A 13287-nucleotide genomic window follows, 5' to 3' on the forward strand; every position below is an offset into this window, starting at 1 on the left:
CCTGATGGTGTGCGGCGGAAACACTCCTGATACCAGCGAACTTGCCATCATCGATTTTCAGGATATGGTCATCGGGCCGCTTACCTATGATCTGGTCTCCTTGCTTAAAGATTGCTACATACGTTGGCCGGACGAGGTGATCGATGAAGGGATGCGCCACGGCTTTGCCACCCTGCAACAGGCGGGTCTGCTTGGCGAGCTCGATTATGCCAGTTTCCGTCGTGATGCCGACCTGACCGGCATGCAGCGCCACCTCAAAGCGGCGGGGATCTTCACCCGGCTCTATCATCGCGACGGCAAGTCCGGCTATCTCAAGGATATTCCCCGTACCCTTGGCTACGTGGTGGATGTCTGTCGCACTCATGGTGGTGCCTATCCGGTACTGGCCCGTTTTGGTCAGTGGCTGGAGCAGGTGGTGTTGCCGGGGATCGCCAATGCTGGGGTTAAACCATGAAGGCGATGATCCTGGCCGCTGGCCGTGGCGAGCGGATGCGCCCGCTGACCGACTTGCTGCCCAAGCCGCTGCTGGCGGTGGGGGGCAAGCCGCTCATCGTTCATCACATCGAAAAACTCAAAGCCGCTGGCGTGACCGAGCTGGTGATCAACCATGCCTGGCTCGGCCACAAGTTGGTCGAGAGCCTGGGTGATGGCAGTGCGCTTGGCGTGACCATCCACTGGTCAGCCGAGGAGAGCGCGCTGGAGACCGCAGGCGGCATCGTGCAGGCGCTGCCGCTGCTGGGCGCAGAACCCTTTCTGGTGATCAACGGCGATACCTGGCTCGATCTCGACTATCACACTCTAGTCAGCCAGCCCCTTGGCTATGATTTGGCCCACCTCTGGCTGGTGCCCAATCCGCCCCAGCACCCGAGTGGGGACTTTGCCCTGCAAGGGGGGCGAGTCATGGATACGCCAGCGTTTACCTTTAGCGGGGTCGGACTATATGATCCGGCGGCCTTTGCCGGTCTCGCCGGTGGTGCCCGTAAGCTGGCGCCGCTGCTGCGTGACTGGATGGCGCAAGGGCGGGTGGGCGGCAGCCTGCTCGCTGGCGAGTGGCGCGATATCGGCACGGTCGACCGTCTGCGCGAGCTGGATGACCAGCTCCAGGCCCGCACTCATTAACTTCAAGAGGTCTTGAACCATGCGTATTTGGGGTAAGGTGCTGGGCGCCTTCTTTGGCTTTCTGCTCGGCAATATCATCGGTGCCCTGATTGGCCTCTGGATTGGCCACCGTTTCGACCGTGGCATGGGGCTGCAGGGGGCGTTTCGTCGCGGCCCGAGTCAGGAGCAGCAAGCCGTCTTCTTTCACGCCACCTTCTCGGTGATGGGCCACATCGCCAAGTCCAGCGGTCAGGTGACCGAGCAGGAGATCCGGGTTGCCTCCAACCTGATGGATCGGATGCGGCTGGCGGGCGAACAGCGTGCCCGTGCTCAGGAGTCGTTTCGTCTCGGTAAGGAGGCCGACTTCCCGCTGCGCGAGACCCTGGCCGAGTTCCGCCGTGCCAGTCTGGGGCAGCGCGATATTCTGCGCTTCTTCCTCGAAGTGCAGTTGCAGGCGGCCTTTGCCGACGGACGGGTAGAGGAGGGCGAGCGCGCCATTTTGCACACCATCGCCGACGAGTTGGGCTTCAGCCGCATCGAGTTAGCCCGCATTCTGGCGATGGCCGAAGCGCAGATGAACTTCTTCAATCAGGCCCATGGCCAGTATCAGGGGGGCCATTCCGGTGGCCAGCAGTATCGGCAGGCGGCACCCTCTGCGGATCGCCTCAAGAATGCCTACCAGCTGCTGGGGGTGAGCGAGAGCGACAGCGATCAGGATATCAAGCGCGCCTACCGCAAGGAGATGAGCAAGCATCACCCGGACAAGCTGGCCGCCAAAGGGCTGCCGCCGGAGATGATGGAGATGGCCAAGGAGAAGACCCAGGAGATCCAGCAAGCCTGGGAGTGGATCCGCGAGGCCCGCGGCATCCGGTAAGCGCCAACGTCAGGTTGGAACAGACAATAAAAAAGCCCCGCAGCAGTGCGGGGCTTTGTTTTGCCGTGTGGCGCAGGCCGGGTTATTTGGCCGGAATCGCTTCCAGCACGTGCACCAGCAGTTGCCAGAAACGCTCGACCGCCGGGATATGTACCTTCTCGTCAGGGGAGTGGGCACCGCGGATGGTCGGGCCGAAGGAGACCATGTCCCACTCCGGATAGGCGCTCTTGAACAGACCGCACTCGAGACCGGCATGGATCACCATCACGTTGGGCATGGTGCCGAACAGGGTCTGGTAGCTATTGCGTACCAGCGCCATGACGGGGGAGTCCACGTTCGGCGCCCAACCCGGATAGGCACCGGTGAATTCGCAGCTGGCGCCTGCCAGGGTGAACAGGGAGCGGGTCATCTGCTCGATGCTCTCGCGGCCGGAGTCAATCAGGGAGCGGATCAGGCACTGGACGTACACTTCGCCATCCTGAGTCTTGATGACCCCCAGGTTGGTAGAGGTTTCGGTCACGCCGGGCATGGCATCGCTCATGCGCATCACGCCGTTTGGGCAGGCCATCAGGGCATCCAGCAGGCGCTGCTGCAGGGAGACGCTCATCAGCTTGGCTGGTTTGGCGGCGCTGTTGACCAGCACGGTCAGGTTTGGCTCGGTGGCGGCCAGTTCGGTCTGGTAGATCCCGGTGTAGCGGTCAACCAGCGCCTTGAACTCGTTTACGCTGGCAGCAGGCACCAGCAGGGTGGCACGGGCTTCGCGCGGGATGGCGTTGCGCAGCGTGCCGCCGTGGATCTCGGCCAGACGAACACCCAGCGGCTCTGCTGCTTTGAGCAGACGCACCAGCAGCTTGTTGGCGTTGCCACGACCGCGATGGATATCGCAACCGGAGTGGCCGCCACGCAGCCCTTTCACGGCCAGCTCGAACGCTTCGCCTTCGCTGGCGTCAACCAGCTCGAGCGGGAAGCGGATATTGGCATCCACACCGCCAGCGCAGCCCATATAGACCTCGCCATCCTCTTCGGAGTCGGTGTTGAGCAGAATTTCGCCCTCCAGCCAGCCCGCTTCCAGACCGAATGCGCCGGTCATGCCGGTCTCTTCGTCGGTGGTCAGCAGCACTTCCAGCGGACCGTGCTTGATGGTCTTGTCAGCCAGAACAGCCAGGCAACCGGCCATGCCGATGCCGTTGTCGGCACCCAGGGTGGTGCCACGGGCAGTGACCCACTCGCCATCGACATAGGCATCGATGGGGTCGGTCGCGAAGTCGTGTTTGGTGTCGGCGTTGGCCTGCGGCACCATGTCGATGTGGGCCTGCAGTACCACGGCTTTGCGATTTTCCATCCCCGGGGTGGCCGGTTTTTTGATGATGATGTTGCCGACCTTATCCTGCTTGACCGCCAGACCTTCCCCTTGAGCCCATTGGATGATCCAGGCGCTCAGTTTGGCTTCATGTTTGGAAGGGTGGGGGATGGAGCATATCTGTTCGAAGAAATGCCAAATCAGTTTGGGAGAGAGAGAGCTAAGCTGTGCCACGTCGGGACTCCTTACCAGCACGGAATTAACAGGGCCCCATCAGCGGGCCGGGGAAGAGGATAACGATAATACAGTCAATCACACAAAAATGTGAGCAATCAGCGCAAATCGCAGGCAGCTTGTGCTGGCTGATGGCAACCAGGCAGTACGATCGTCAGGTTCGGACGACGCTGACCGATAGAAAAGAAAAATGTGTGACCGATCTCACAAAAATATTGAATTTAACGCACTGACTGGTAAATTAGTTCCCGTGGTTCGCCACCCGTCAGGATGACGATGAAAGCCTCCAGGGAACCGAAGCAAAGCAAGTGCGCCTCCATGGAACCGAGTGTTCGTTCAAGGATTTGAGCCCGCATTAAAGGTACGTAACTTGTTAAGCAATCAGGAGTTTCAATATGCCAGGCAGCAACTCAACCTATTGGTTTGCCCCCTCTTTGTATACCCAGGGTTTCAGCTACCCTAATCCCTTCGTCACTCGTCGCTAAGACGAGCTGCCCAACCAGGCAGAGGCGAGAAAGCAGCAGGTGCGTGAGGTAAATCCTCCCCCTGCTATTTTTTTATCTGCGATTTGCCGCACAGCCATTAGGACTCGGCAGCAGGGACGGCAGGTTAGTCGTTTGGCGCTCGAGATATGCCGAATGGAGAGGGTGATGCCGATTTTTCCTGTTTTTGGCATACGTTTGCCAGGCATTTTCTCTGCAAACGGTGCTATCATATCGGCCCAACAGCCTGTCCGCGGTTTGGACACATCATCTAACCGATCGCCGGATAAGCCCATCTTGCTTCCATTGTTATCAGATTTGCTGCCGAGGCTTAGCCCTGAGGCAGCCGAAGTGCAATCTGAATTCAGTCGGACAAGGGCCGCCATTTAGTGGCATCCGCAGGGAGAATTGCGGATGTTTTTATTTTAAGTGATTGTTTTTAAATAACTATTCGAGATCGATAACATGCCGAAAAAGTTCTATGTGTCGTGGGACAACCTGCAACGTGAAGCTCGCCGTCTGGCCCGTCGTCAGCTGCCTGTCAGCCAGTGGAAAGGTATCATCGCGGTCAGCCGTGGTGGTCTGGTGCCCGCAGCCCTGATGGCCCGTGAACTTGGCATTCGTAATGTGGAAACCCTCTGCATCTCCAGCTATGACCATGACAGCCAGCGCGAGCTGGTGGTCGTGAAGGCTGCCACCACCGCCGGTGACGGCGAAGGTTGGCTGGTGGTGGAAGATCTGGTGGATACCGGCACTACCGCCAAGGCGATCCGCGAGCTCTATCCGAAAGCCAAGTTCATCGCGATTTTCGCCAAGCCGATGGGCGAAGCGCTGCTGGACGATTTCGAAGTGGCGATCCCGCAGGATACCTGGATCGAACAGCCATGGGATATGGCACTGGAGTTCGCCACACCGATCTGCGACGAAAAGTAACCAGATCGGGATGTGACGCTCGCTGCGTCCATTGGTCGCAACCGGCAATAATGGTTTCACAGGGCTCCAATTTGGAGCCCTGTTTTTTTGTGTATCAATCTGTTGCAGGGTGGCTGATGGGCAGTAAAAGTGGTTAAGATGAGCTATTGCCTGATATGAATGGGACACTATCTTGGACTTGAACGAAGACCTAAACCTGACCGAACAGCTCTTTACCCGCGTCAAGAAGGTATTGGAAACATCCGAGATCTCCAACTCCAGTGCGGCTGATCTGGCGCAAGCCGAGTCAGACGAGATGTTTATCGACGGCTCCATGTCAAAGAGCTGGTATCGCCTGCTGCGCCGCCCCTCCTGGACCTGGCAGGGGGCTGATCCCATCGAAGTGGAGCAGACCCTGGCCCGTATCGCCATGGCGACCGGCGAGCGCACCCACGATTGCTATCTCGATACCATCAAGGGCTATGTGCCCGGCAACTGGATCTACGAGTGGAGCCAGGTGGCTGGCAACTATTTCAAGCAGGGCCGCGAATTGCGCGAGAAGGGGGATGCTTCTGGTGCCCTGAAGCAACTGCTCAAGGCGGTGCGCTACTACTCCATCGCCAGCTATCCCCATCTCAAGGATGACGAGCTGGCGGATCAGGCCCAGCTGCTCGGTAACATGGCCTATCGCGAGGCGGGTCGCCTGTTCAAGGTGCCGCTCAAAGAGATCCAGGTGCCTTTTCGCGGCAAGCATATTCAGGGTTATCTCCACCTGCCGACGACCGAAAAACCGGTGCCGCTGGTGATCATCAGCGGCGGGATCGACTCCCTGCAGCTCGATTTCCTCAACTTCTATCTCAAACGGCTCGAGCCCAACGGTATCGGCATGCTCTCCCTCGATATGCCCGGGGTCGGCTATGCCGAGCATTGGCCGCTGGTGCAGGATACCAGCCGTCTCCATCAGGCGGTGCTCCATTACCTCTCCGAAGTGGCTTGGGTCGATCATCAGCGTATCGCCATGGTGGGGATGCGTCTGGCGGGTAATATCGCAGCCAGACTGGCCTTTATCGAGCCGTTCAAGCTGCGCACCGTGGTCTGTGTCGGCGCCGGGGTCAATCAGGTGTTTACCAATCAGGAGCTGTTTGCCAAGTGCCCGCGCATGATGCGGGATAGTCTGGCCAACCGGTTGGGGGCTGATGCGGCTCAGTGGGACGGCATGCGTACCAAGTGCCAGGTATTTTCACTTAAAACACAAGGATTACTGGGGACTCGCACCTCTGTGCCGATATTGAGTATTGGACACAAGCGAGATTTTATTTGTCCCGAGCAGGATGTACGGGCATTGGCGGCGGCCAGTCGTAACGGCAAGGCCATCGTATTCGACAAACAGCCTTTGCTGGAGGTGTATGACAAGGCACTGGACGAAATCGTCGAGTGGCTGAAACAGCATTTGTGTACCTGACATTGCGCTAAAGAACTGACGCCATCCCGAGGTGGCGCGGCTTGTTTAACAGGGAGGTTAACATGTCTGAAAGAGTGACCTACAAGCGACTGCTGAGGCAGTTTGCTGCCATTGGCCCCTATTTGCGCGAAGATCTCTGCGAAGAGGGGCGTTATCGTTTCGACTGCCTGTCGGTCTGTGTCAGCGCCAAGCCGGCGCCGGACAAACGGGAGTTCTGGGGCTGGTGGCTGGTGCTGGAGCAGGACGATCACCATTTCCGTTACCATTATCAGCTCGGTTTCTACAATGCTGATGGTGAGTGGCTGGACAAGCCGATCCCCAAGAAGCACCAGGTAGAAGTGGAGCGGACCCTCAACCGTTTCTACAAGCTCATCAGCGACAAACTGACGGCTCTGGAGTGTCAGTTAGCGCCAGCTGATCAGGTCACCAATGAGTTGACCGTGACCGCCGCTTGATCCCTGATGCCCGGCGAGCAGCATCCCGCTGTTTGCCGGGCCATCAGTCAGCCATCTCCCCTTCCGCCCGCAATCATCCGGGCCTTTGCTTCATCTCCTCACCCCGGCGTTAATTGCCTTGCAGGGCTCCATGGCCGTGGGTATAAAGATATTCCTTACTTTTTAGCCTTTATGCTCCCATGGAAAACAGAACCATAGTCGTCAAGTTGGGCACCAGCGTGCTCACAGGGGGGTCTTCCCAGCTCAATCGTGCCCATATGGTCGAGCTGGTCAGACAGTGTGCGGCCTTGCACCGTCACGGCCACAGGGTCGTGGTCGTCACATCAGGGGCTATCGCCGCCGGTCGTGAACATCTGGGTCACCCGCCACTGGCGCCAACCCTGCCCAACAAGCAGATGCTGGCGGCGGTTGGTCAGACCCAGCTTATTCGGGTATGGCAGGATCTGTTCAACCTCTACGGTCTGCATATCGGCCAGATGCTGCTGACCCGCGCCGATCTGGAAGATCGGGAGCGCTATCTCAACGCCCGCGACACCATGCGCACCCTGCTCGATCACCGCATTATTCCGGTCATCAACGAAAACGATGCGGTGGCGACCGCCGAGATCAAGGTCGGCGACAACGACAACCTCTCCGCACGGGCCGCCATTCTGGCGGATGCGGATCTGCTGATCCTGCTGACTGACCAGAAGGGGCTCTTTACCGCCGATCCGCGCACCAATCCCGACGCCCAGCTTATTGAAGAGGTGCAGACCATCGACGATACCCTGCGCTCGCTGGCGGGTGACAGTGTCAGCGGCCTCGGTACCGGCGGCATGGCTACCAAGCTGCAGGCCGCTGATGTGGCACGTCGCGCTGGCGTCAATGTGGTGATCGCGACCGGCCAGATGCCGGAGGTGATCGGCCGTCTCGCCAAGGGCGAGCGGATTGGCACCCTGTTCCCGGCGCTGGCCTCCCCGCTGGAAGGACGCAAGAGCTGGATCCTGGCAGGCCCCCCCCCTCACGGCGAAGTGCATGTGGATCAGGGCGCAGTGGCCGCCATGAAGGAGAAAGGCTCCAGCCTGCTGCCCAAGGGGATTGTGGCGGTCAAGGGCGACTTTATTCGAGGCGATGTGGTGCGGATCCTCGATCCCAAAGGCGCCGAGTTGGCGCGCGGTATCTGCCGTTACGACCATCTGGAGCTGGATAAGCTGCGCGGCGTCCACTCGGATCAGATTGAGCAGGTACTGGGCTATGGATATGGTTCAGTAGCCATCCATCGAGACGATATGGTGCTGCTCTAATCAGGGCGGCACGGCATGAACAAAGGGAACCGAGATGAGTCTGGAGAAAATGGGGCAGGCGGCCCGTGAAGCCGCCTATCAGCTGGCTACCATCAGCACGGCGCAGAAAAACCGGGCGCTGGCCGCCATCGCCGACGAGCTGGAGGCGCGAAGCGAGCAGATCCTCGCGGCCAACGACAAGGATATCGCGGCTGGCCGTGAGGCTGGCTTGTCAGAAGCCATGCTGGATCGCCTGCTGCTCAATCCGGCTCGTCTGGCCGGGATCGTGGCCGATGTGCGCAAGGTGATCACTCTGGATGATCCGGTCGGCGCCGAAATGGATAGCCGGGTGCTGGAAAATGGCCTGCGGCTCTCCCGTCGTCGGGTGCCCATCGGGGTTATCGGCGTCATCTACGAGGCGCGCCCCAACGTCACCATCGACATCGCCAGCCTCTGCCTCAAGACCGGCAACGCCAGCATCCTGCGTGGTGGGCGCGAGACCTTCCACTCCAATCTGGAGCTGGTGCGGGTGATCCAGCATGCCTTGGCGGCCTCCGGTCTGCCCGAGGCGGCGGTGCAGTACATCGACAACCCGGATCGTGCGCTGGTCGGCGAGTTGCTGCGCCTCGACCGCTACGTGGACATGATCATTCCCCGCGGCGGTGCCGGCCTGCACAAGATGTGCAAGGAGAACAGCTCCATCCCGGTCATCATCGGCGGGTTCGGTATCAGCCATATTTTCGTCGACGAGAGTGCCGATCTGGTGCGCTCTCTGGCGGTCATCGACAACGCCAAGGTGCAGCGCCCCTCCGCCTGCAATGCCCTCGATACCCTGCTGGTGCACGAGAAAGTCGCTTCGACATTCCTGCCGCAGCTGGTGACGCTGATGAACGAGCGCAAGGTGACGCTGGTGGCCGCGCCCAACGCCATGCCGCTGCTGACTGGCGCCGACAACTTGTGCGAGGCAGGGCCGGAGGATTTCGATACCGAGTGGCTCGGGCTGACGCTGGGGGTCAAGTTGGTGGCAGACGTCAACGAAGCGCTGGCCCATATGCGCGAGCACAACGCCGGCCACTCCGATGCCATCCTGACCAACGATCTGGCCAATGCCGAGCGTTTCGTCAATGGCGCCGGTTCGGCGGCTGTCTATGTCAACGCCTCCACCCGTTTCACCGATGGTGGCCAGTTTGGTCTGGGCGCCGAGGTGGCGGTGTCGACCCAGATGCTGCATGCCCGTGGCCCCATGGGGCTGACCGAGCTCACCAGCTACAAGTGGGTAGGGCAGGCCGATTACCTCAGCCGCGCCTGATAACCGGTTGTGTCAGATACAAAAATGCCGACCACAGGGTCGGCATTTTTGTTCGCGTGCATCGCACCGATACCACGCTGTGCGCTATTCCTCGGGGTTATTCCCCGTGATAGAGCGCCTTGTCACCGGACTTGAGCACATAACCCTTCCAGGGGAAGAGGATGTAGTCGCCACCCTGCCACGACCAGTTGCCCTCCGCACCTTGACGGGTCAGCAGGTGCTGCTCGCCGCTTGGCAGATGCAATTCGGCCTGCGTCTGGTCGGCATTGAACATCACGAAGGCGCTGCTGGTCTGGCTGGCATCGGTCGGATTGAGCCGGATACCCTGCTCAAACAGGCGCACACATTTGCCCGTCAGCGCTGACCACTGATAGCCCGCACTGCCGATACAGCCGTGGCTGTCGCGATCGCCGCCCACCAGATGTTGTTCCGGTGTACTGCATGCCGCCAGCAGCAGAGAGGCAGCCATCAGAGTCAAGGTGCGCATGGTTACTCCTGCAGATCCCGTTCGATGACGATGTTTGAGAATCCCAACTCTTTGAAGTAGTTCTCCTGGTAATCCTTCACGCTTTTCTTGTCACGGCGACAAACCTGAGCCAGCTGGGCCTCCATGGCGTGAAAACTGGTGAGATCCAGCCCTTCGGCAGCGGCGATGGCGTCGTAGATGCTGCGGAACTTGTCGTTCGCGTAGCCGATCTCTTTGGCCTGTTTTTTATAGGTGTACGTAATCTTAAAGGCCATCTTGCCCTTCCTTCTTCGATTTGGCTTGCTTGCGCTGGACGTAGAGGTAGAGGCTTTCGACCTTCTCCCGAGCCCAGGGGGTCTTGCGCAAGAACTTCAGGCTGGACTTGATGCTGGGATTATCGGTGAAGCAGCGGATATTGATCTGCTGCCCCAGCTCTTCCCAGCCGTAGTGTTCGACCAGCGCGGTGACGATGGCTTCCAGCGTCAGCCCGTGCAGCGGGTTGTTTTTCTGCGAGGCGTTCGGTTGCTCGCTCATGCCTGCTCCGCCAGCTTGGCAAAGGGCTGACCCATGCGGGTGGTGACACCGTTGGCCAAGTGAGGTTCGAAACCGGCCAGCATGCCAGGGCCAAACAGGCAGACCACGGTGCTGCCCAGCTTGAACAGGCCCATTTCGGCGCCTTTCTGCAGGGTAATGGCTTCGTCGCCGGTGTAGTCCCAGCGCACCACCTTCTTCTCTTTGGTCGGCGCAATGTTGCCGGCCCAGATGGTCTCGATGCTGGCTACGATAGTGGCACCGACCAGCACCAGCGCCATGGGGCCGTGCGGAGTGCGGAAGGTGGCGACCACCCGCTCGTTGCGGGCAAACAGGTTCGGCACATTCTCGGCGGTGAGCGGGTTGACGGAGAAGAGATCCCCCGGCACGAACACCATGCTCTCCAGCACGCCGTCCAGCGGCATGTGGATGCGGTGATAATCCTTGGGCGCCAGATAGATGGTGGCGAAGTCGCCATCCTTGAACGGCGCCACCAGATCCTCATAGTCACCCAGCAGTTCGCGGGCGCTGTAGTCGTGGCCCTTGGCCTGGATGATGCGACCCTGCTGGATCGGACCGAGCTGGCTGACGGTGCCATCGACCGGCAGCGCCAGGGTCATGGCATCTTCTACCACGGGGCGGATACCGGGTTTGAGCTCGCGGGTGAAGAACTCGTTGAAGCTCTTGTAGTGGGCCGGGCTCTCGTGCAGCGCCTCGCTCATGTCGACCTTGTACTGCTTGATAAAAGCCTCGATCACCTTGGTGGTGATGTTGCCCGCTTCGGCGGCGGCAAACTTGCCGATCAGACGGGAGAGGGCGTGCTTGGGCAGACAGTATTGACCGGCAATTTTCAGGTTGTCAGTAATGCTCATGTTCATCATCAACGTAGGTTTATTAGGGTCACAGGCGCGCTTGCTGGCGACCGTGACGGGCTTCCTGCATGGTTTCCAGGATGCGGTGATAGTTGTGGAAGCGATCGGCGCTGATGGCGCCCGCGTCGACCGCGGCGCGCAGGGCACAGCCGGGATCGTCCTTGTGGGTACAGTCGCGGAACTTGCAGCCACCCAGATAGTCGCGAAACTCGACGAAGCACCAGGTGATGCGGTCGGCTTCCAGATGCCAGAGGGCGAACTCGCGGATCCCGGGGGAGTCGATGAGATCGCCGCCGCTGGGGAAGTGGTAGAGCCGCGCCGTGGTGGTGGTGTGCTGGCCGAGTCCCGAGTTTTCGGAGATCTCGCCGGTGAGTACATCCAGCCCCGGCATCAGGGCGTTGGTGAGCGACGACTTGCCCACCCCGGACTGGCCAACGAAGATGCTGATCTTGTCGGTCAGAGCGGCTTTAAGCTCATCCAGCCCTTCGCCGCTCTCGCAGCTCACCAGCAGCACCTCGTAATTGAGTTTGCGGTAGGTTTCGAGCTGGCTTTCGATGCGCGCTCTGGCGGCATCATCGAGCATATCGACCTTGTTCAGCACGATGAGGGGGCGGATCTCCACATCCTCGGCGGCCACCAGATAGCGGTCGACGATGTTGGTGGAGAACTCGGGCATCACCGCCGAGACGATGATGATCTGGTCGATATTGGCGGCGATGGGTTTGACCCCGTCGTAGAAGTCCGGCCGGGTCAGTACCGAGTGGCGCGGATGCACCGCCTCGATGACGCCCGCTGTCGCGGCATTGAGGCCGGGACGCCACACTACCTTGTCGCCACAGACCAGACTGCTGATGCTGCTGCGCCGCAGGTTGCTGCGGTGGATGGTGCCATCGACCGCTTCCACGTCTGCGTGCTGACCAAAACGGCTGATCACCACCCCTTCGATGGCGGGGCCAAACAGGGTGTCATCCACCACTGTGGTGTGATCTTTTTGCAGCCGCCGTTCGCGGTTGGCCTGGACGCGCCTTTGTTGACCCAGATTGAGTTTTGCTTTCTTTGCCACTCGATTCGCCAGTTTATGAACAGATCCAAAGCCAGTATGATACATGCAAATTGGCAAAATTCCGCCATTCCTCCCAATAGAGAGAGCAATCATGACAGTCAGCGCGCAGAACCTGGTATGGATCGACATGGAGATGACGGGTCTCGACCCCGAAGAGAACGTGGTACTGGAGATTGCCACCATAGTCACCGACAAGGATCTGAACGTACTGGCCGAAGGGCCGGTCATCGCCATTCATCAGAGTGATGAAGAGCTGGCCAAGATGGACGACTGGAACGTCAACACCCATACCAAGAGCGGTCTGGTCGCTCGGGTCAAGGCGAGTCAGCACGATGAGGCGAAAGCCATTGCCGAGACCCTCGAGTTCATTCGCCAGTGGGTGCCGGAGCGAACCAGCCCGCTGTGCGGCAACAGCATCGGTCAGGATCGCCGCTTCATGGTCAAGCACATGGCCGAGCTGGAAGCCTTCTTCCACTACCGCAATGTCGACGTCAGCACCATCAAGGAGCTGGTACGCCGCTGGCAGCCGGAACTGCTGGATCAGTTCAAGAAGAGCGGCACCCACCAGGCGCTGGACGATATCCGCGAATCCATCGCCGAGCTGCAGTTCTATCGCAGCCACGTCTTCAAGATCTGATTCCCCGGCAAGGGGTTGTCATGCGCTGGCTGCTAAAATCGACAGTTCGGCCAGCTTTTGAGCGAACGCGCGCAACCAGACAAAAAAGCCCTTGCAATTGGAATGACTGCTCTTATAATTCGGCTCCCGTACAGTAGCGCAAGCAACCAAATGCTGTACGACCTGTTTTAAGGTAGTTGCGGGAATAGCTCAGTTGGTAGAGCACGACCTTGCCAAGGTCGGGGTCGCGAGTTCGAGTCTCGTTTCCCGCTCCAATCACTTGTAAATGACATTCTGTTGCGGGAATAGCTCAGTTGGTAGAGCACGACCTTGCCAAGGTCGGGGTCGCGA

At 59.7% G+C, this 13287-nt stretch carries 15 protein-coding genes and 1 tRNA gene; 10 read left to right on the forward strand and 6 right to left on the reverse strand.

Translation table 11 applies throughout. The annotated features are described in order from the left end of the window. The 3 genes from AACS18_RS19830 to djlA form a co-directional block, all read left to right on the forward strand. Positions 1-454: phosphotransferase (locus AACS18_RS19830; protein ID WP_146184801.1), on the forward strand; the 454-nt coding region annotated here is incomplete at its 5' end. Continuing rightward, a complete protein-coding gene (murU, locus tag AACS18_RS19835; protein ID WP_108613103.1) occupies positions 451-1119 on the forward strand; it encodes an N-acetylmuramate alpha-1-phosphate uridylyltransferase MurU in 669 nt (222 codons plus the stop codon). The genes AACS18_RS19830 and murU, both read left to right, overlap by 4 nt. Positions 1120-1138: 19 nt before the next feature. Next, entirely contained in the window at positions 1139-1972 is an 834-nt protein-coding gene (gene djlA / locus AACS18_RS19840; protein ID WP_005358354.1) for a co-chaperone DjlA, read from the forward strand. 82 nt (positions 1973-2054) lie between these two features. Here djlA and AACS18_RS19845 read toward each other — a convergent pair whose 3' ends face one another. Next, the gene (locus AACS18_RS19845; RefSeq protein WP_108613104.1) at positions 2055-3506 is read right to left on the reverse strand and encodes an aminoacyl-histidine dipeptidase; all 1452 of its coding nucleotides are present in this window, start codon (positions 3504-3506) and stop codon (positions 2055-2057) included. A 947-nt stretch (positions 3507-4453) separates the two neighbouring features. On the opposite strand from AACS18_RS19845, the gene gpt reads away from it, so the two are divergent. From gpt to AACS18_RS19870, 5 genes are all read left to right on the forward strand, one after another. Continuing rightward, on the forward strand, positions 4454-4921 hold the full coding sequence (gpt, locus tag AACS18_RS19850; RefSeq protein ID WP_005339007.1) for a xanthine phosphoribosyltransferase: 468 nt from the start codon (positions 4454-4456) through the stop codon (positions 4919-4921). A gap of 172 nt (positions 4922-5093) precedes the next feature. Next, positions 5094-6362: an esterase FrsA gene (gene frsA, locus AACS18_RS19855; RefSeq protein WP_005358363.1), complete on the forward strand. Its 1269-nt coding sequence runs from the start codon at positions 5094-5096 to the stop codon at positions 6360-6362. A 62-nt stretch (positions 6363-6424) separates the two neighbouring features. Beyond that, on the forward strand, positions 6425-6817 hold the full coding sequence (crl, locus tag AACS18_RS19860) for a sigma factor-binding protein Crl (RefSeq protein ID WP_005339003.1): 393 nt from the start codon (positions 6425-6427) through the stop codon (positions 6815-6817). 179 nt (positions 6818-6996) lie between these two features. Then, the gene (proB, locus tag AACS18_RS19865) at positions 6997-8100 is read left to right on the forward strand and encodes a glutamate 5-kinase (protein WP_033114873.1); all 1104 of its coding nucleotides are present in this window, start codon (positions 6997-6999) and stop codon (positions 8098-8100) included. 34 nt (positions 8101-8134) lie between these two features. Further along, positions 8135-9388: a glutamate-5-semialdehyde dehydrogenase gene (locus AACS18_RS19870; RefSeq protein ID WP_108613105.1), complete on the forward strand. Its 1254-nt coding sequence runs from the start codon at positions 8135-8137 to the stop codon at positions 9386-9388. Between the two features lie 97 nt (positions 9389-9485). Here the strand turns inward: AACS18_RS19870 and AACS18_RS19875 are convergent, their stop codons facing one another. The 5 genes from AACS18_RS19875 to rsgA are packed head-to-tail and all read right to left on the reverse strand — an operon-like array spanning position 9486 to position 12320. Beyond that, positions 9486-9875 (reverse strand): hypothetical protein, encoded by a 390-nt coding sequence (locus tag AACS18_RS19875; protein WP_108613106.1) that lies wholly within the window; start codon positions 9873-9875, stop codon positions 9486-9488. Between the two features lie 2 nt (positions 9876-9877). Continuing rightward, on the reverse strand, positions 9878-10129 hold the full coding sequence (locus tag AACS18_RS19880; protein WP_005338984.1) for a DUF2960 domain-containing protein: 252 nt from the start codon (positions 10127-10129) through the stop codon (positions 9878-9880). After that, positions 10119-10388 carry a VF530 family protein gene (locus AACS18_RS19885; RefSeq protein ID WP_005349372.1) on the reverse strand — a complete coding sequence of 90 codons (270 nt, stop codon included), beginning with the start codon at positions 10386-10388 and terminating at the stop codon, positions 10119-10121. Before AACS18_RS19885 ends, AACS18_RS19880 begins: the two co-directional genes overlap by 11 nt. Further along, the gene (gene asd / locus AACS18_RS19890) at positions 10385-11257 is read right to left on the reverse strand and encodes an archaetidylserine decarboxylase (protein ID WP_181363336.1); all 873 of its coding nucleotides are present in this window, start codon (positions 11255-11257) and stop codon (positions 10385-10387) included. Before asd ends, AACS18_RS19885 begins: the two co-directional genes overlap by 4 nt. Before the next feature lie 28 nt (positions 11258-11285). Further along, positions 11286-12320 carry a small ribosomal subunit biogenesis GTPase RsgA gene (gene rsgA, locus AACS18_RS19895; protein ID WP_041202348.1) on the reverse strand — a complete coding sequence of 345 codons (1035 nt, stop codon included), beginning with the start codon at positions 12318-12320 and terminating at the stop codon, positions 11286-11288. Between the two features lie 91 nt (positions 12321-12411). On the opposite strand from rsgA, the gene orn reads away from it, so the two are divergent. Together orn and AACS18_RS19905 are read left to right on the forward strand one after the other, a co-directional pair. Next, positions 12412-12957, forward strand: coding sequence for an oligoribonuclease (gene orn, locus AACS18_RS19900; protein WP_042080584.1), 546 nt, complete (start codon positions 12412-12414; stop codon positions 12955-12957). A 178-nt stretch (positions 12958-13135) separates the two neighbouring features. After that, positions 13136-13211, forward strand: a tRNA-Gly gene (locus tag AACS18_RS19905). The last annotated feature ends 76 nt before the right edge of the window (positions 13212-13287 follow it).

Origin of the sequence: Aeromonas sp. HMWF015, from assembly GCF_963878965.1 — a bacterium.
Taxonomy (GTDB): Bacteria; Pseudomonadota; Gammaproteobacteria; order Enterobacterales; family Aeromonadaceae; genus Aeromonas; species Aeromonas veronii.